General features: G+C 34.5%; 18 protein-coding genes, 1 tRNA gene and 2 pseudogenes. 17 read left to right on the top strand and 4 right to left on the bottom strand.

What is annotated here, in order from left to right:
- Window positions 1–50: 50 nt before the first annotated feature.
- From PTUN_RS02725 to PTUN_RS02735, 3 genes are read right to left on the bottom strand one after another with little or no spacing between them, the layout of a single operon-like run.
- The gene (locus tag PTUN_RS02725) at window positions 51–743 is read right to left on the bottom strand and encodes a sulfotransferase family protein (RefSeq protein WP_009838158.1); all 693 of its coding nucleotides are present in this window, start codon (window positions 741–743) and stop codon (window positions 51–53) included.
- A 14-nt stretch (window positions 744–757) separates the two neighbouring features.
- On the bottom strand, window positions 758–2,038 hold the full coding sequence (locus PTUN_RS02730) for an oligosaccharide flippase family protein (RefSeq protein WP_009838159.1): 1,281 nt from the start codon (window positions 2,036–2,038) through the stop codon (window positions 758–760).
- A complete protein-coding gene (locus tag PTUN_RS02735; protein WP_009838160.1) occupies window positions 2,031–3,212 on the bottom strand; it encodes a glycosyltransferase in 1,182 nt (393 codons plus the stop codon). Before PTUN_RS02735 ends, PTUN_RS02730 begins: the two co-directional genes overlap by 8 nt.
- Window positions 3,213–3,376: 164 nt before the next feature.
- Between PTUN_RS02735 and PTUN_RS02740 the strand changes: the two genes are divergently transcribed.
- From PTUN_RS02740 to PTUN_RS02815, 17 genes and pseudogenes are all read left to right on the top strand, one after another.
- Window positions 3,377–3,961, top strand: a complete 585-nt coding sequence (locus PTUN_RS02740) for a sulfotransferase family 2 domain-containing protein (RefSeq protein ID WP_009838161.1) — start codon at window positions 3,377–3,379, stop codon at window positions 3,959–3,961.
- Window positions 3,962–3,969: 8 nt separating this feature from the next.
- Complete coding sequence (locus PTUN_RS02745; protein WP_009838162.1) at window positions 3,970–5,151, top strand: glycosyltransferase family 4 protein; 1,182 nt, start codon at window positions 3,970–3,972, stop codon at window positions 5,149–5,151.
- Window positions 5,152–5,356: 205 nt separating this feature from the next.
- Window positions 5,357–6,286 (top strand): glycosyltransferase family 2 protein, encoded by a 930-nt coding sequence (locus PTUN_RS02750; RefSeq protein WP_009838163.1) that lies wholly within the window; start codon window positions 5,357–5,359, stop codon window positions 6,284–6,286.
- Window positions 6,267–7,001, top strand: a complete 735-nt coding sequence (locus PTUN_RS02755) for a WecB/TagA/CpsF family glycosyltransferase (RefSeq protein ID WP_119081534.1) — start codon at window positions 6,267–6,269, stop codon at window positions 6,999–7,001. The genes PTUN_RS02750 and PTUN_RS02755 overlap by 20 nt, the downstream gene beginning before the upstream one ends.
- Window positions 7,002–7,112: 111 nt before the next feature.
- Window positions 7,113–8,192, top strand: a complete 1,080-nt coding sequence (gene rfbB, locus PTUN_RS02760) for a dTDP-glucose 4,6-dehydratase (protein WP_009838165.1) — start codon at window positions 7,113–7,115, stop codon at window positions 8,190–8,192.
- Between the two features lie 3 nt (window positions 8,193–8,195).
- Window positions 8,196–9,068, top strand: a complete 873-nt coding sequence (gene rfbA, locus PTUN_RS02765) for a glucose-1-phosphate thymidylyltransferase RfbA (protein ID WP_009838166.1) — start codon at window positions 8,196–8,198, stop codon at window positions 9,066–9,068.
- On the top strand, window positions 9,065–9,466 hold the full coding sequence (locus PTUN_RS02770; RefSeq protein ID WP_009838167.1) for a sugar 3,4-ketoisomerase: 402 nt from the start codon (window positions 9,065–9,067) through the stop codon (window positions 9,464–9,466). The genes rfbA and PTUN_RS02770 overlap by 4 nt, the downstream gene beginning before the upstream one ends.
- A pseudogene (locus tag PTUN_RS22555) lies at window positions 9,466–9,636 on the top strand (N-acetyltransferase); the annotation flags it as partial. The gene PTUN_RS02770 and the pseudogene PTUN_RS22555, both read left to right, overlap by 1 nt.
- A gap of 75 nt (window positions 9,637–9,711) precedes the next feature.
- A pseudogene (locus tag PTUN_RS22560) lies at window positions 9,712–9,909 on the top strand (DapH/DapD/GlmU-related protein); the annotation flags it as partial.
- A gap of 25 nt (window positions 9,910–9,934) precedes the next feature.
- On the top strand, window positions 9,935–11,047 hold the full coding sequence (locus PTUN_RS02780; RefSeq protein WP_009838169.1) for a DegT/DnrJ/EryC1/StrS family aminotransferase: 1,113 nt from the start codon (window positions 9,935–9,937) through the stop codon (window positions 11,045–11,047).
- Window positions 11,044–12,336, top strand: a complete 1,293-nt coding sequence (locus PTUN_RS02785) for an O-antigen translocase (protein WP_009838170.1) — start codon at window positions 11,044–11,046, stop codon at window positions 12,334–12,336. Before PTUN_RS02780 ends, PTUN_RS02785 begins: the two co-directional genes overlap by 4 nt.
- Window positions 12,333–13,325: a glycosyltransferase family 2 protein gene (locus tag PTUN_RS02790; protein ID WP_009838171.1), complete on the top strand. Its 993-nt coding sequence runs from the start codon at window positions 12,333–12,335 to the stop codon at window positions 13,323–13,325. Before PTUN_RS02785 ends, PTUN_RS02790 begins: the two co-directional genes overlap by 4 nt.
- 1 nt (window position 13,326) lies before the next feature.
- Window positions 13,327–14,442 (top strand): acyltransferase family protein, encoded by a 1,116-nt coding sequence (locus PTUN_RS02795; RefSeq protein WP_009838172.1) that lies wholly within the window; start codon window positions 13,327–13,329, stop codon window positions 14,440–14,442.
- A gap of 1 nt (window position 14,443) precedes the next feature.
- Window positions 14,444–15,229 (top strand): glycosyltransferase family 2 protein, encoded by a 786-nt coding sequence (locus PTUN_RS02800; protein WP_009838173.1) that lies wholly within the window; start codon window positions 14,444–14,446, stop codon window positions 15,227–15,229.
- Window positions 15,226–16,155: a glycosyltransferase gene (locus PTUN_RS02805; RefSeq protein WP_009838174.1), complete on the top strand. Its 930-nt coding sequence runs from the start codon at window positions 15,226–15,228 to the stop codon at window positions 16,153–16,155. The genes PTUN_RS02800 and PTUN_RS02805 overlap by 4 nt, the downstream gene beginning before the upstream one ends.
- A complete protein-coding gene (locus PTUN_RS02810) occupies window positions 16,148–17,269 on the top strand; it encodes a hypothetical protein (protein ID WP_009838175.1) in 1,122 nt (373 codons plus the stop codon). Before PTUN_RS02805 ends, PTUN_RS02810 begins: the two co-directional genes overlap by 8 nt.
- Before the next feature lie 38 nt (window positions 17,270–17,307).
- Window positions 17,308–19,146 (top strand): acyltransferase family protein, encoded by a 1,839-nt coding sequence (locus tag PTUN_RS02815; RefSeq protein ID WP_009838176.1) that lies wholly within the window; start codon window positions 17,308–17,310, stop codon window positions 19,144–19,146.
- A gap of 50 nt (window positions 19,147–19,196) precedes the next feature.
- Here PTUN_RS02815 and PTUN_RS02820 read toward each other — a convergent pair.
- Window positions 19,197–19,271 (bottom strand) — tRNA-Arg (locus PTUN_RS02820).
- Window positions 19,272–19,291 lie beyond the last annotated feature (20 nt).

A 19,291-nucleotide genomic window follows, 5' to 3' on the forward strand; every position in this document is an offset into this window, starting at 1 on the left:
ATTTCTAATTTAAAAAAGGTACTACACACATTCCTCGTGTAGTAATTTGCTTATTTTGACTCGAATACATAATTGAATAGTTTTATATCTTGCTGATATAGGTCAGCAACAAATTCCTGACTTTCAAGGTCATAGTATTGAGTGTAACTTTTACTCTTTTTATCGTTGTTTTGAAAAGATAACAACTTATTTAAGATTGGATTCGTTTTTTGAGTTTTATTTTTATGAGGAAGCTGTAGGGGGGACCCTGTAATAATACGTGTTATTTCAGCGAAATCATGATTAATGTTTTCAAACTTACCAATAAAATCAACTAGTAAGTTTCCTTCAAGATCAAGAATAAAGGTAGATTGAGGCATGACATGCCTATAAATACCGTTAAAACCTTTAAAATCGTCATCCCCTATTTTAGGGTAGAATTTAAATAAGAAATCTTTAAAAGAAAATGTGTGTCCTTTATAGAGATATTCAGAAACTAGTCGGTCCCATGGATTGCGCACAATTGTAAATTTAAAAAGTGATTTGAATTGCTCTTGAGTTAAATAGCCCTTATCAAGGTATTCTTGTGCCGTTAAATGAGCTAGACGAGGTGGGCCTAGTTTTGGGTCTGAGTTTTTCTTTAATAAAAACAGTTCTCTTTGTTCCCAATTAAGTCCGGCACGTTGTAAAAAAACCGACTCAACACTTTGCCCAGCCGCTTTTGGGATATGAATAAAAAGGCAGTTATCAAAGGTGGATATCATAACTAAAATTGATCCTAGTTTTTAAAGTTTAAAATTCGAGTTTTAACAAAATATAGACTAAACAGATTTTGCGCCGCCATGCTTATTGTTGTTGTAAGAGCAGCGCCTAAAGCGCCATATTTTGGCACTATGATGATGGCTAATACGATACTAATTGCTGCTGTTAACAGTGCTATATTTCTATGTACTTTTTCATGACCTGTCATAATCAATAGGTTGACTACAGAACCTGTTCCTATATTAACTAACTGCCCAATTATTAGGATGTTTAGCCATATGGTGCCAGCTTCAAAGCGAGTACCAAATAAGCCCATAATAAAGCCTGATGCAGCCATGAATAAAATACTAATGATAATTGCAAGGGTTAATAACAGGTAGCTACTTTGATTAAATAGTAAATCTAAATCTTCATATTTTTTTTCAAAATATAAAATCGCAAATTTTGGAGCCAGCACACTATTTGCTGCAAATAATATCATAGACATGCTTGTTGATATTTTAAGAGCAACGGAGTAGATACCTAAATCGTCTAAGGAAGAATATTTGCTTAAGATGAAAAAACTGAATTGAGGGATAATTAAGAACACTAATGAGCTGACCCAAAGTGGGGTTGCTTCTTTGGTTATTTTCAATAGTGACGATTTGTCGCTTGTGGAGTGATTAGTTGAAGGTGCACTTTTTATTTTTTTTAGCTTTATGGTTATTAAGATAAAGCTAAAAATACAGCTTGTTATAGTGCTTATTGCAATAATTAATAAGAGGTTATTGCTTGAGTTATATGAAAATATAAAAAGTAAGGGAATAGTGAGTAGCGCGGATAAAAAACCATTAAATATCACAGATGAATTTGGAGAGTGTAATCCTTTGAAGCAGCCTGAATTGATTGCTAATAAGCTGGTTGCTAAAGATAGTAATAAAATGTGAGGGAGTAACTCTACAACTGCGGGATGATTTAGATAATCAGAAAAAACTAACTGAGCATTTTGTAATGTTAAAAAAGCGAGTGCACTAAATATAGATAAGGTGATTAGGTATCTTGTTAAAAGACAATTTTTAATGTGCAGAATGTCTTTATTCTTTGTTGCAATTGCTACTGGGCGAACAATTGAGCTATCAAAGCCAAATTTGGAGACTGTAACAATAAAAAGAATTGCTAATTGAGCAAAAGCAAATAAGCCAAATTCATTGTTACTTAGACTTTTAGATGCGATATAGGTAACTAAAAAACTTAAGCCCAGCGTAACAATCTTTATAATTAAAGGCATTAAGGATGAGGTTATAATTTTTTTATACATTTTTAGTTTTTGTAATTGAAAGTGGGTATGTTAACTGTTCTTCAAGTAACAGAGTTATTGCTTCAGTGCTATACAACTCTTTGATCCTATTGTTTTTTAAATTTTTTTCAGCCATAGTCGGCTTATTCATTTTTATCTTGTTGGCCATGGCTTGAGCAAAGTGATAAACATCATTTTCAGCTACAATAACTTCATTTAATTCTTTAATTATTTCTTCCGGTCCCTGAGAATTACTGCTTATCACATGTAAACCAGCGCTTAATGCTTCGTGAATTGCCACACCAAATGTTTCATATTTAGATGCAGATAGATAACAGTCTGATTCATTAAGTATTTTTGAAGTTTTTATTCTGGATAGTTCGCCCGTAAATGTCACTTTATTTTCTATTTTCAGAGTATGGGTTAATGCTTCAAGGTTTGATTTTTCTAAACCGTCACCAATGATAGTTAAATGAATATTATTGTGTGTTTTTAGTGTTTCGGCGAATGCTTGTATTAGTATGTCGACCCTTTTTATTGGCCTTAAATAGCCAATTACAACAAAATGATAAGTGTTGTTGAATGTTTCTTTTGGGTAAAAAAACTTGGTATCAATAATATTACCAATAATTGCAATCTTTTTACTTGGGATCAGTTTACGTAAATCGTTTGCTAAAGCATTTGAAACAGCAATGACTGAATGCGCTTGAATTAGTGCAGTGATCATTAATGACTTTTCCATTTCAGGATAGTTATTGAAATGTAGTTCAGAGCTATGTTCTGTAAGAATATAGGGTATTTGGTATTTGTCTTTTAGGTAATTAGCAATTAAACCAGCTCCACCACCTGCAGCAGATACAACACTATGGGCATGAATAATATCAGGTTTACCGTTTTTTTTACTGTACTCTAAAAATAATTTTTCAAAATGTTCAAATCGTTTTAATCGATTTAACTTTCGCATCAAAGGCCATGTAAAATATGCGGTATTAATAATATTTACTTTTTGGTTGTTGCATGTGTAATAACGTTTTTTGTACCAATGCGTAAATTTTTTTATGGATGTTGCTTGGGCGTAAATAATTCCAACTTGATGGTTTCTTTCAGTTAATGCTATTGCTTGATCTTTAAAGAAAGATCCTAAAGTTGTTATTTTAGGTGTTTCAAACCAGGAAGGTATGACTAAAATATGCATTAATCCCTCTTTAACGTCATTTGGTTAAGTTTACACATTTATATTCTAAAGCTTGTTATGGTAGCATTCGATAATCGCTGTTATCGGATTTTATCATGTTTAGGCGCTTGTTATCTGCATTTTGGCTTAGATTACCCATAGCTTGTTACCCATATAAATCATTTATGCATAAACATAAATGTATTTTTGTTCATATTCCTAAAAATGCTGGAACAAGCATTTTAAGAGCGTTTAAAGATTTTGGTCACAGAAAGCATGCTAAATGGTATGATTTTTTTGAGGCTAATGCTTATTGTTTTGAAATTTATCATAAATTTGCAATTGTTAGGCACCCTATGAGTCGCATTATTTCGGCTTATAAATATAGTATTTCTGGCGGAAATGGGACTGAGTCAGATATTGCTATTAAGAAAGTGATTGAAGCTAAGGCTAGTAACTTCAATGAGTTTGTGGAGTTTGTTTTGGATGTTGATTTTATTATGATTCAACCATTATTTCAGCCTCAATATTTGTATGTTTATGATCGAAATTATAATTGTATGCTTGATAGTATCCTTCGATATGAAAATATTGAATCTGAATGGGCCATGATAGCTACTAAATATCGTTGGCCCTCATCTGTTATGCCTATGGAGAATCAAACTAAAAAAACATCTGAGGAAGATTGTTATCTCTCTGAAGCTAATAGATTAAAAATTAAAAACTTATATCACCTAGACTTCGAGCTATTTAATTATACAGATCAATAGAGGGAATTATGGGGGTTTTGATTACAAGTAATGCATTCTATCCTAACATAGGTGGAGTTGAAAATTCACTTTTGTATTTAGCTAAAAGCTATTTGAAGCAGGGGGTTAGTGTTGACATTGTTGTTAGTGATGTCAATTTAGTTAATGAAAAGGTTCTTTCTACATATGAAGAATATGAAGGCATTAGTATTCATCGCTATCAATGCTATCAAACCGTACCAAAATACCTAAAACCTTTCTATTTCCTGAAGCGATATATAAAAGCAGCTTACTTGCTCCATAAATTAAAAAAATTGAAAAAACCAGAGATAACGATTTCCAGATTCCATACAAATGTCATTTTAGCTAAGCTAGTTGGACTTAAAAATATTGTTTATTTAGTCCCCGGTGAAGTCAGTATGCAAAACTGTGCTGCGAATTCTACATCTAATATTAGTGATAGTTGGCATTATAGATTAAGAATAATGCTTGATTTGAGGTTACAGCAATTTGCAATGAAGATATCCGATCGACTTTTTGTATTCAGTCGAACGATGCAAAAACAGGTTTTAGACTCTGTGAATAAAACAGCGGTGATTTTAAAGCCGGGTGTTGATGTTGACCGTTTTACGCCTATAACCGAAAAACAAAAACAAAAACTAAAGCTAACTTTGAATCTACCCCAAGATAAAAAAATATTATTAATAGTTGGGCGTTTTGTCTTGGCTAAAGGTTTTATTTTTGCTTTAGAATCATTGAAGTATCTAGATAACTGTCATTTGGTGATTGTTGGTGCAGGTGATGAGGAAGAAAGCTATAAAGATTATGTCCATGAAAATAACTTGGGTGCTTTAGTTACTTTCACTGGAGTTAAATTTAATACGGAATGCTATTACTCTGTTTCGGACTTTTTCTTGATGACATCGGTTTACGAGCCTTTTGGTCAAACCATTTTAGAAGCCATGGCTTCGGGATTGCCTGTTATTGCTTTTAGTCAAAGCGCAGGAGTGATTACTGCTACACATGAGATATTGACTGAATCAGATGCTCTTTTTATCAATGAATTATCGGGCTACTCACTTGCAAAGGGCGTTATCAGTTTAATCAATAATGAGTCTGAAGTCTCAAGCCTCTCATCGAGATCTCGAAGGTTGGCATGTGAACTTTATTCGTGGGAACGACTAGCATTAAGTTTGTTGCAGCAGACTTAATTATTAAACTTGTTGAGTTCGTTTGAAATTAATTTAAAATACCCACTCGATCTAAATTATCAGTTTTTTTCCCCATAATAAAATGCCGATATAATAAATTTTAAGGCTTAAGGTTGTAGTATGTTGCCAATTTATCTCTCAGCTGACTATAAACTAACAGTCCAGAGTTATTTAACTTTTGTTTTATTCAGGCTTAATATTTGATATGCAAATTTCTGTAGTCGTTCCGCTTTATAATAAATCAAAGTATGTTGTCCGAGCGATCGAGTCAATTTTAGCTCAGTCTGATGCTGTATCTGAAATAATTGTTGTTGATGACGGTTCGACCGATGGTGGGGGGGAGCTTGTACAAAAGCATTTTGCTGACAAGATTACTCTAATTAGCCAACAAAATTGTGGTGTGTCTAAAGCGCGTAATGCAGGTTTGGCTCAAGCAAAGTCAGATTATGTTGCTTTTTTAGATGCAGATGATTATTGGTATCCTCAATTTATTTCAAATATTAAGCAATTAAAAGTAGCCTTTCCTGATGCTGGGATGTTTTGCACCGCTTATGAGTTTTTTAAAGATGATGCGCTTGTTAAAATAAAAAATCCTTATTTACCAGTAGGCTCAGGCATCATTTACGATTACTTTGCGGCTTGCTGTAATGTTGACTTACCTGTTACCGCTTCTTCAGTGTGTATTAATAAAGCCTTGTTATTATCTGTGGGCGGGTTTCCTGAGGCGATTCAAATAGGGGAAGATCAAGCAGTTTGGGGCGCTTTAGCGTGTAAGACAGACATTGCATATCACTCAGATATCAGTGTTGTATATGATTTATTGGCTTCCGATAGTACGCGTCATTTTCAGCAACGGTTATTACTTTCTCCTCATGTTGATTTATTTTGTTGTTTATTAACAAGTGATGCTGCGCCAAGTCATTTGAAAGAGAGTTTACAAAAGTTAATCCATTTAAGTGTGATGAGTTGCATTAAAAATAATTTAATAGCTGGTGAGCGTTTGCAAGCATTTGATTTGTTAGTTAATAACGATAAATTAATTTGGGATAAATATAGAGTTATCGCTTTTGGTTTATTAATTTTGCCAAAATGGTTAATTGCTAGGTTTTATGGTTATGCACGAAATTTTAGATAAAGTTAAATCATCTCCTGATATTTATAAGCAATTAGCTGCCACTATTGAGTCTGTAGAAGTGCGCGAAACACAAGCCATTAGCTTTGTAAATCCTTATTCATACTTATTGTTAAGAAATAATCGTCAGTTAGTCGCTGACTTAGATTGTTTGTACACTGATGCAATTTCTTCGGCTAAAATATTTTCGTTATTATTTTCGCAAAAAATCCCTCGGATAAGTTTTGATTTAGGCTCGTATGCGCGACATTTTTTTGAGCAAGCAAATCAGCATAAACTCCCCATTTATTTATTGGGTGCTAAAGAGATTGAGATAAATAATGCAGTTGCGATTTTTAAAAAGGAATACCCTAACTTAAATATTGTGGGTTATCGCGACGGTTATTTTAGTGATGATGTCGCTGTGATGCAGGCTATCGTTGATAGCGGTGCTCAATATGTGATTTGTGGAATGGGGACGCCTCGTCAAGACGAATTCGCCGTAAAGTTAAAGCAATTTCAGCAAGGTAAAATCAAGCAAGTTTATACTTGTGGTGGATTTTTACATCAAAGCTCTGAGCGGTTAGAATACTACCCGCATTTTATTAATCGCTTTAATTTACGTTGGTTGTATCGTGCATTAACTAACTCGTATGTAGCGAAAAGACTATTTTTTGATTACCCCAAGTTTGTATTTAAAGTTCTCGCTGATTTTTTTATTAAGAGTAAGGGCCATTAATTAAAATAAATGGTCTTTTTTATGTCAAATTTAGAGTAAAATTCATCGCTTAGTTTGTTTTTCAACAGTTTATTGGCCAATCTGGCTGTTATTAGGTTATAGGGATTCTAAATGAAAATTTTAGTTACTGGTGGTGCTGGTTTTATTGGTTCTGCTGTAATTCGCCATGTTATTAATAACACTGAGGATTCAGTTGTTAACGTGGATAAATTAACCTACGCAGGAAATTTAGAGTCTTTAGAGTCGATAGCACAAAGTGAACGTTACAGCTTTGAACAGGTTGATATTTGTGATGCTGTAGCGATAAAACGTGTATTTGAGCAACATCAGCCTGACATTATTATGCATTTAGCTGCTGAAAGTCATGTTGACCGCTCGATTGATGGACCTGCGGAGTTTATTGGTACGAATATTATTGGTACTTATACTTTACTTGAGGCTGCGCGCCAGTATTGGCTGGCTTTAGATGCCGTACGTCAAGCTCATTTTCGTTTTCATCATATATCGACCGATGAAGTATATGGCGATTTAGAAGGGCCTGAAGATTTATTTACTGAAACAACCGCCTACGCACCAAGCTCTCCCTATTCTGCATCAAAAGCGGCCAGTGATCATTTAGTGCGAGCATGGCTTCGCACTTATGGTTTACCAACGTTAGTGACAAATTGTTCTAATAACTATGGCCCCTATCATTTTCCGGAAAAGCTAATTCCACTGATGATTTTAAATGCGCTTGAAGGCAAAACACTCCCTGTTTATGGCAATGGGTTACAAATTAGAGATTGGTTGTACGTAGAAGATCACGCTCGAGCGCTTTATTTAGTGGCAACGAAAGGGGTTGTTGGTGAAACCTATAATATTGGTGGCCACAATGAAAAGGCAAATATTGATGTGGTTAATACGATTTGCGCCTTACTTGAAGAGTTAGTACCGAGTAACCCTTATTCAAAAGCAAGTGGCAGCGAGCAAGGTTTTGCTGGATTAATTACTTACGTTAAAGACAGGCCAGGCCATGATGTACGTTATGCCATTGATGCCAATAAAATTGCGAATGAATTAGGTTGGACTCCTGAGGAGTCTTTTGAAAGTGGTATTCGTAAAACGGTGCAATGGTATTTAGATAATCAAGCGTGGTGGAGTCGCGTATTAGATGGCTCGTACGCTGGTCAACGATTAGGGTTAGAGGGCTAAAAGATGAAAGGAATAATTTTAGCTGGTGGTTCGGGTACTCGTTTGTATCCTATCACCCAGGGAGTGTCAAAACAGTTATTGCCTGTTTATGATAAGCCAATGATTTTTTATCCGCTATCGGTTTTAATGCTTGCTGGTATTCGTGATGTATTAATTATCTCAACCCCTGAAGATATTGGCGGTTTTGAGCGTTTATTGCGAGATGGTAAGCAGTTTGGCATCAATATTTCATACGCTGTGCAACCGAGCCCCGATGGACTAGCCCAAGCATTTATTATTGGCGAAGAATTTATTGGTAGCGATAGTGTTTGTTTAGTCTTAGGTGACAATATTTTTTACGGGCAAGGTTTTACACCTAAATTGCAAAATGCAGCCATGCGTTCAAGTGGTGCAACGGTTTTTGGTTATCAAGTAAAGGATCCTGAGCGTTTTGGGGTGGTTGAATTTGATAGCGAAAATAGAGCCTTATCAATCGAAGAAAAGCCACTTAAGCCGAAATCACATTATGCTGTTACTGGCTTGTACTTTTATGATAATGACGTGATTGAAATTGCTAAATCGATTAAACCATCGCTTCGTGGAGAGCTTGAAATTACTTGTGTTAATAATGAATACCTAAAACGTGGTGACCTTAATGTTGAAATCTTAGGGCGTGGGTTTGCATGGTTAGACACAGGAACCCACGAAAGTTTGCTTGAAGCTAGTCATTTTGTGCAAACCATAGAGCATCGGCAAGGTTTAAAAGTAGCGTGTCTTGAAGAAATTGCTTGGAACCGTGGTTGGTTAACAAACGATGCATTAGAAAAGCAAGCATCGTTAATGAGCAAAAATAGTTATGGACAGTATTTAAAGTCTTTAGTGAAGGATAGTAAGTGAGCTTAATCAATTTTATTGACATCAAATCGTTAGGTGATAGCCGTGGTGATTTAATTTCACTCGAAGAGAATGGCAATATTCCTTTTTCAATTAAGCGAGTTTACTACATTTTTAATACCGAGCAAGGTGTCGCTCGAGGTTTTCATGCACACAAGGCTTTGCGTCAGGTCGCTTTTTGTATTGCCGGACAGTGTGAATTTATTTTAGATGATGGCAAGAATCGTCAAACAGTGCTTTTAGATTCACCAACCAAAGGCATTTTGATTGAGCACATGCAATGGCGTGAAATGCACAACTTTAGTGAAGGTTGTATTTTGATGGTTATTGCTAGTGAGCATTACGACGAGAGCGATTATATCCGAGATTATGAGCAGTTTTTACGGGAAGTGAACCAATGATGATTCATCCTCTTGCAGACGTACATACAGATAAAATAGGCCAAGGCACAAGAGTTTGGCAATTCTCGGTTGTACTTGATGGCGCAATTATTGGTGAGAATTGTAATATCTGCGCTCATACACTTATTGAAGGTAATGTATTAGTTGGAGATCGCGTAACTTTAAAAAGTGGTGTGTTTCTTTGGAGTGGCTTAAGGGTTGAAGATGATGTCTTCATTGGTCCTAATGCGACATTTACAAATGATATGCTCCCAAGATCACAGCAATATCCACAGCAATATCCGCTCACTTTAATTAAAAAAGGAGCTTCTATTGGTGCCAATGCCACTATTTTGCCTGGTGTTATTATTGGTGAAAAAGCAATGGTTGGTGCCGGTGCGGTAGTGACCAAAGATGTTGCACCCTATTCAGTCGTAGTGGGTAATCCCGCTAAACATATTCGTTTTATTGATAAAGAGTCATCTTTAAATGTCTAAACAAGTTTCTTTCCTCGATTTAAAAAAAATTAATGCTCAATATCGCGATGATCTAATTGCGGCAGCAACGCGAGTCATTGACTCTGGTTGGTATATTATGGGCAACGAAGTGACTAAATTTGAACAAGAGTTTGCATCCTATTGTGGGGTAAAGCATGCCATAGGTGTCGCTAATGGTTTAGATGCATTAAATCTCGTGTTAAGAGCTTGGAAAGAGTTGGGGCACTTAAATGATGGGGATGAGGTCATTGTTCCTGCAAATACTTACATAGCAACGGTTTTGGCGATTACTGAAAATAACTTAGTACCTGTATTTGTTGAGCCCGATCCCGTGACATTCAATTTAGATCCAAGCAATGTAATCACTGCTTTAACTGCTAAAACTAAAGTGCTCTTTCCAGTGCATTTATATGGTCAATTGGCCGAGATGGAAGCAATTAACAAAATTGCAACGCAACATGGTTTATTGGTACTTGAAGATTGTGCTCAGGCGCATGGTGCTGAGTTAAACGGTGTGCGTGCTGGTAACTTTGCCGATGCGGCTGGTTTTAGTTTTTATCCAGGCAAAAATCTAGGTGCTTTAGGTGATGCTGGTGCTGTTACAACTAACGATGATGAACTGGCTACCACGATTAAAGCACTGCGTAATTATGGCTCACATAAACGTTATGAAAACTTATATCAGGGATTAAATAGTCGTTTAGATGAAATGCAAGCGGGATTTTTAAGAGTTAAATTAAATCATTTAGACGCAGAAATTGAGCGGCGTCGTTATATTGCAAATCGTTATATTGCTGAAATCACTAACTCATTAATTGAATTGCCTTATGTTCACTCGCAGTTAGGGCATGTTTGGCATCTTTTTGTGATTAAATCTGCAAATAGAGAAGTATTTAGCCAGTATTTAACTGAGTGTGGTATTCAAAATTTAATTCATTACCCAATTCCACCTCATAAGCAACAAGCTTATTCGAAGTATAATCATTTAACATTACCCCTTACAGAACAATTGCATCGAGAAGTATTATCTTTACCAATAGATCCAACAATGAGTGATGATGATATAGCCTATGTAATTGATACGGTAAATCACTTTACTGTATGAAATTATTTAGTGTAACCATATTAAGTGGGCTGTTGACTTTTCTTAATATGGTCAAAGGCTTTTTGATTTCTAAAGTTGTTGCTATTTATGCCGGCCCTGAAGGAGTTGCCATGATGGGGCAATTGCAAAGCTTTGTAGCAGCAATTAATGGCTTAGTATCAAATCAAATAGGTCAGGGGATTGCTCGCTTTACAGCTCAAAATGGGGGCGATGAGCAATCCCCTTCGCTTTATTGGCGTGCTGCAACTAAATTGCTCGTTTATATTTTGTGTTTAGTTACACCTATTTTTATCATTTTTTCGTCGCAACTTGCTAATTGGTTAATCGGGTCTGCAGAGCTTTATTGGATCATTGTGTTATTGATGGTTTTTCTGCCATTGAATATTTGTAATAGCTTTTTATTAAGTGTGTTAAATGGAAAAGAAGAGCATCTAAAATATATAACATCACTCATGCTCTCGACAGTTGCCTCAACAATAATGGCAATTTTACTCATTTATTTATATGGCATAAATGGTGGATTAGCAGCCGTCGCATTGAATAATGCCTTAGCTGGTTTAATTGTAATTGCACGGGTCTATAAAGCTGATTGGTTTAAGCTAAAGCATTGGTTTGGTCAAACCGATGCAGAAAAAATTACTGTAATGTCGAAATATATGGCGCTTGGTGTGGTTGGTGCATTGACCGGGCCGATGTCATTAATCTTTGTGCGAGAGACGTTAGAGAATAATATTTCTTTAGCCGCTGCAGGGAATTGGCAATTAATGTGGAGCATATCAACGGCATTTATATCAGTGCTAACGACAGCCGTTGGAGTGTATTACTACCCAAAATTAGCTAAAAGTCGATATTTTGAACACTTAACCAGTGATACTTTAAAGGTTTTTATTTTAATCATACCGCTAGCTTTAATTGGTGCAGGAGTGATCTATTTTATAAGAATCGAATTAATTACGTTATTGGCAACAGAAGAGTTTAAATATACAGAAAAATTATTTGGTGTGCAGTTGTTAGGTGATCTAGTTCGTATTTTAAGTTATATACCAGCACTACTGTTAATGGCAAAAGGTTATTTTAAAATGAATGCGTTATGTGAAATAATAGCAAGTCTAAATTTTGCAATGATAAGTTATTTTTTAATCCCTGAACTAGGAATTATTGGTGCAAGTTACGCTCACTTAATTAATTATGCTGTTTATTTCTTTGTTGTTTCGACAGTATTTATTATCCATTTAAGAAAAATGGACCGTTTTAGTGATGTTAAACAACAAGAAGTAGCTAGCATATGAAGACACCTTTAGTTTCTATTTTAATTCCGGTTTATAATGCTGAGTTATTTCTCACTGAGTGTTTAGAGTCTTTAATTGAGCAAAGCTATCAAAATATAGAAGTGTTGTGTGTTAATGACGGCTCTAAAGATAGCTCTTTGGAGCTGTTACACGCATTTGCCAACACCGACACGCGAATTAAAGTATTTGATAAAGAGAATGGAGGGGCATCATCGGCTCGCAATCTTGCGCTTAAGCATGCAAGTGGTGAATTTATTTGCATGGTTGACTCTGATGATTATATTGATAGAGATGCAATAGAAACATTGGTGTCAACTATTACAAAAACACAAGCAGATGCTGTGTTGTTTGATCTTTACTATCTTCATCAAGATGGGCGTAGCACGAAATTTAAACAAGTTCCGACAGCTAGTTCTGTTACTGGTTTAGAGGCTTTAAATCTGTCATTGGATTGGACGATTTCAGGTGTTGGTATGTTTAACAGGGCTGTGTTTATTGGTGTTAGTTATGATGAGTCGAATCTACATGGTGATGAGCTAACTACTAGAGTGTTATTTTCGAAATGTCAGCGCGTAAGCTTTTCAACCGGAAAATATTTTTACCGCCAACATAGCAGCTCTTCAACATCAGCCTTTTCAACGAGTCGCTTTGGGTTGCTTGATAACCAGTTGAAAATAAGAAGTTTGCTTCAGGAATTGGGCTGTTTTGAGCTGTGTAAAGCACGATATTGCGCTCAATTAATGGTGTGTATTTGGTCTGCAGGAGTGGTTTTTAGTGAAAACAAACATCTTATGTCTCAGATTGAAATTGACGAAATAAGAAAGAGAATAGCTATGTGTAGAGATGTAATGAAAAATCATTTTACATTTTCATCACTAAAGTATCATCGTCCTTTTTATATGTTCTTATTATTAAGTACTTTTAGCGCGGTTACTTTGAGAGTTGCAGCATTTTTATTCACCACTTTAAAAAAAATAAGTAGAAGATAAGATGCAAAGTAGTAATATTAATGTAGCAGAGCAACGCACTAGGCTGATTTTTTTAGATTTATTTCGTTTTGTTGCTGCATTAGCTGTTGTTCTTTATCATTTAACTTATTTTTTACCAAGTAAACCTACAACTTTTGAGTTTTTTTCACCGTTCACTCAATATGGTTATTTGGGTGTTAATTTCTTTTTTATGATTAGTGGATTTGTTATTTATTTGTCAATAGAAAAGAAAGATTGGCGTGAGTTTATTGCTTCTCGAGTTGGCCGCTTATTCCCCGCATATTGGTTTGCAGTCTTATTCACTGCGACACTCTTTTTTAGTTTCCCTGGACATTTGGAGCTCCCGCTATCGGTAAATGATGTGTTAATTAATCTAACTATGCTGCAAGATTTTTTAGATGTAACTCATGTTGATGGCGTTTATTGGACATTAACTGTTGAGTTGGTTTTTTATTTTTGGATGTTTATTTTTATTTTTTTTAAAAGATTGAATGCAATACCTTATTTTTTTCTTGTTCTACTTTGTTTGGCATTACTTAGTTGTTTTGTTGAGCTGCCTAAACTACTCAAAAGCATCTTACTGCTAGATTGGGTCTCGTATTTTTTATCAGGTATTATTTTTTATTTATTTTACAAAGGTAATAGGGCGCCAATATGGTTTTGCGCGTTAATTGTCAGTTTAGGCGTTTCGATGCTTAAAGCTGCAGACTACCTATTGTATTTTGATGTGGTGCAGCGTGCTGAGTTCTCATTGTTAGTAATAAATAGCGTTATAGTGGTAATGTACCTGCTTTTTATATTTTTAATAAAATACTCTAGTTATTTTGTAAAATATCTTAATGTAAAGTTGGTTGTTTTTTTAGGGGGGTTAACTTACCCACTTTATTTAGTGCATCAAAATGCAAGTTATATATTATTTTCATATTTCAGTGGTGATAATGAATTTTTGTTATTGTTTTTTTTATTGATAGCTAGTTTTATTTTATCGACTTTTATTTATTTGATAATCGAAAAAAAGGTTCATCGCAAATTAAGTCGTTTTACACATAGCTTTCTTAATAGAGTTTCATCTTGTAAGTCAGCTTTGATTTTTAATACTCCAAATTTAAGTCGATGAAATGTACAGTGTAATAATTCCTTTTTATAAACAAGAGGCATATGTTAAGCAAACTATTTTATCTGTGTTGGGTGCGATAGGCCCAGATGATGAAGTTATCGCTATTGATGATTGCTCCCCCGATGAGACATGGCATACATTACAAAATGTTAGTTCTGATAGCCGTTTAAGGGTTTATCGTAATGAAGTCAATGTTCGCCACGTTAAGACGTTAAATCGAGCTGCTAATCTGGCTAAAGGAGATGTATTAATTGTACTTGGCGGTGATGACTTATTAGGTGAAAACTTTACTCGTTGGTTAACTCCTCACTTTGATGGCGGTGCAGATGTCGTTTTTTCACCTGTGAAATTCTTTTATTCGACAGATATTCCTTCGCTTTCAGATAGTTCAATAGTTGAAACGTTGCAACTTACACTAACTAATGTGCTTTTTGGTTGGGGGAGTATTAAAAAGCGAAAATATAGTATTATAGGGTGTGCAATAAAAAGAGAGAGCTTTTTTAAATTGGGTTGCTTTTCAACAGATGTTGTTATTGAAGATCATGATTTCTTTATACGAGCGGCTAAGAATAATATGAAATTGCTGTCTGTGTCTGGAAGTTATTCGTATTATCGCCAATCGGTTGGAAGTATATCTAGTAACATGGGGCGAATGATAAAAGAGGATTTTAAAATCATAAAAAGGCATACACCTTGGTATTTGACGTTATTAGTTATGGCTAAAAGGCTCATGATATTTGCTTTGGTTTACATTAAGCGCCATGTTTTGGGAAGAAAGACTAAATGAAAAAGGTGCTTTGTATTTCCTTCCCGGCCTCGACTAATAATGGTGTTGGGTATTTTGATTATTATAATAAAAACCAAAATGCTGAATTTTATTATTTTCGGAAAAGTATAAAAACATTTTTTTTAGATTACATTACGATTTTTCGTAAGGCTATGAAGTGTCAGGTTGTTATTATCAACTATGTATCTTTATTCTTGTTGTTTGGGCCTCTACTTCGTTGTTTTTTAAAAAAGGTTATATTTATCCCGCATGAGGGTGAGCCATTATTCCCAAAGCAATTTAAAGACGCAATACCTTTTCCAAGAAGTATAATATCTTCAATTTTTTTATCTCGATTCTGTGTTTTTTTAGCATCTGAAACTTATTGTTTATCAATGCTTCAGGCTGAGTTTCTCAAAGCCAATAAAGATAAAGTTATTAGATTTGGTATTAACCCGCATTTTGTAAATACTCAAAAGTATAGTAAGTATGGTTGTTTTTTTCCGAATAGAAAAAGGGAACTAATCAAAGCCTATGATCAAATACATGAATGCCATCATTTAATTATGAATCAGAGTTTTGATGAACTGAGCAGTGAACAGATGTCAGAGTTTTATGAGAAGTCAAAGATAGTATTAATACCATCAATAATCGAGACTTACTCGTATTGCTTAGCTGAAGCTATGCTGGCAAATAGTATAGTATTGGCAACTAAACAGGTTGGTCTAGCATACGACCTTTGTGAAATATATAGTATTGAAAGGTTGGCTGAACATGGTATCTATATTTTTGATACTCAGACTAGCCTTAGCCAATTTTTGTTAAATAACTATGATTTTTTGAATGAGAGAGAATCAAATAGTCGAAATATAGCACTTGAAGTGGGCTTGTCCGGAGAGGCTGCACAATCGATTCTTAATTCACTCATATGCGATAAAAATGATTAAAAATAGTTTTGTTACTGTATTTTTGCTTCTTGTAATTACAAGTTTTTTTTCTTTTGAAACTTATCACATTTTACCAGCAAGCCAAATATTTGAGTTGTTGGTTTTGCTCTCTTTTTTCTTTGTGGCTAAAAGAGTATCTATTAATGCATTTATTATCTTTATATTATCTAGTGTATATATAATCTATACACTTTATGTATCACTTAGCTTTGGCGTCTATCCAAAAGATTATTTTATTGCTTATAAAGCATTTTTTTACCTTATTATACTCTCTTTCTTTGCAGGAAAAGAGCTTTTCTCTGCTGACTTTGTTTGTAAAGCATATAGATTTTTATTATTTGCTTTTATTATTAAGTATATCCTTTGGCTTTTATTGGCTACTTTCAAGCGTCCAGGTTTATTCTATGAGAATAATTTTGAACTCATGTTTTTGCTATTATTTACAATTGCTGTTTATCGAGTTCTAGGTAAGTTAAAAAGCCTCGACCTTTTTTTGTTAGTTTGTGTTGTTTTTCTATCGGGGTCTAGATCTGGAATTCTATCTCTCATCGCTATTTTAACTATTTTATATATTAAAAACTTTGATCTTAAAACAATTATTAAATTAATCATGTTGTCAATAATTGCTCTTGGAGGGGCTGCTGTGTTTATCAGTCGCTTGGGTGATGGGGGGATCGAAAGCGTAGATAGATTTGCTTTTTTACAAGCATTTGTTTTTTCTGTAATTGATTGGGGCGTCCTTGATTTTCTTACGGGCTCAAAACCTCTAACTGCTTTGCCTGAATCTGTCTGTCAAACATTCGGTTTTTATAAGCAGCTATTTAGCGCTGGCGATCCATCAAAGTGTTATTCTGTAATTTTGCATTCATATATATTAAGAGCGATTTTTGACCAAGGAGTTTTGGGACTTCTATTTATATTTTGTGCGGTTGCAAAGTTATTAGCTGTGAGTAATGTACCCCCTAGAGCTTTGTTGGCTGTCATGGCTATTTTATTAATAAATGCGCTCTCTGTCAGCTCTATAAGTAGTGTATTTGCTGCCTTGGGATTAATCGTCGTTTTAGCTACACGTTACACTAAGCCTGAAGCAATTATTGAAAAAGTACATATCTAATGATTATTTATAAAGTTTGGTTTTTAAAGAGGGGTTAAATGAAAGGTAATTACAGAGCTGATATTGATGGGTTAAGAGCCATAGCTGTTTTATCCGTTTTATTTTTTCATTTTGACCATCAGTATTTGCCAGGAGGATATTTAGGTGTTGATATCTTTTTTGTGATATCCGGATACTTGATCACAAATATAGTTTATTCAGAACTTAAAAAAGGTAATTTTAGTTATAGCAATTTTTATACTCGCAGAGTAAAACGGATATTACCCGCTTTCTTTTTTATGCTTTTTCTCACTTTAATTGTCGGGTATTTCGTTTTTTTACCTTACGAATACTATAAGCTGTCGATATCTGCATTATCAACCTTGTTTTTTTCTTCTAATATTCAATATGCTTTTCGAACCAATGATTATTTTGCAGCAGACTCTTCTGAGTGGCCCCTTCTCCATACTTGGTCATTAGCTGTTGAAGAGCAATATTATTTTATATTGCCAGTTTTACTTATTTTTTTGCTGAAGTTTTTTCCAAAACGAGTGCTAATTTGTTTTACTTTAATTGCTTTCTTTTCTTTCTTCTTAGGGACTTTTTGGGCATACAGTAATGAACTTAACAAGTTAGCTTACTACAGTCTACCAACTAGGGCTGGTGAGTTATTAAGTGGTTCTATTTTAGCCGTATATCTCTACGAGCATAAGAATAAATATTTATCTAGCAATTTTCTGGCAAGTACTTCACTGTTAATCATTCTACTTTTTTTGATTTTTCTCGATTCCTCAACTCGATTTCCAGGGCTTGTTGTTTTACCTGTCTGTATTGCCGTATGTGTATTAATTGCTTCAAAAAATACAAGTATAAATAATTTTTTAGGTTCAAATTTTTTAGTTAAGGTTGGTCTAATATCTTATTCTTTATATTTGATGCATTGGCCTGTTTTAGCTTTCTTCAGATATATTTTAAGTACAGAAGGATATGCTTTACCACTGATGGTGCAGTTTCTGGCGATAGGTATTATTCTAGTCCTTTCCCTAATTTCATATTATTATGTAGAAAAGCCATTTCGAATTATTAAAACTGGATTTTTAAAGTCTCTGCTATGTTTCTTGATAGTCCCCAGTTTGCTAATTATGATTTTAGGTTATTTCATTATCTCAACTCATGGATATCCTAAAAGGTTATCCTCGCATAATTTTAATGCAAATAAAGCATTCACTCACCTTGACAAAAGTATATGCCCATCGTTGATAAGCTTAGGTTGTGAAGCTGTGTCGCCATTATCAATTAAAGGGGAAGTGCTACTTTTCGGTAATAGTCACGCTGAACATTACTTTACTTTTATTAGTAGTCTTGCAAGTGATAATGGTTTGGCAACTAAATTAATTGCATCGGGAGGTTGTGAGCCTGATACCGATTCAGTGAAATGTAACCCCATTAAACAGTATTTACTGGATAAGTATGACTCTGCGGATTATATTTTTATAGCGTATAGGTGGGATGCTTTAATATCAAAAGTTAGTGCCTTTGAAGCTTTGAGTAAAATTGTAGCTGATATAGATACAGCTAAAAATAAGATAATATTTTTAGCGCAGCCACCTCGTTGGAGCATTAAATTGAATCGGCTTGTAAATTGTTACCGTTTACATTTTAATTGTCTTGCTGTGGTTGAAGTTCAAAAAGATTATCCTGAATATAATGAATTCATCAAAGCATTTGCGAAAGAGCGTAATATGTCTTATTTTGACCCATTTTTACGAGTTAATGATTATTTAAAAACTCAAAGTGAAAATGGTAATCCATATTATTTTGACGATAATCATTTATCGATTTATGGTAATGAAATGCTATTCGAAGCAAATAAGAATATAAAGTTGGAAGATTTATAGAATTATAGGAAAGTGCTATTTAATGTAAGCATTTTCCTTTTAATTTTTTTTGGCGCTCTCGGCAGGAATCGAACCTGCACTTTAGCCTCCGGAGGGCCACGTGATATCCATTTCACTACGAGAGCGTATCGAGGTGATGAGCGAG

Origin of the sequence: Pseudoalteromonas tunicata, from assembly GCF_002310815.1 — a bacterium.
GTDB lineage: Bacteria > Pseudomonadota > Gammaproteobacteria > Enterobacterales > Alteromonadaceae > Pseudoalteromonas > Pseudoalteromonas tunicata.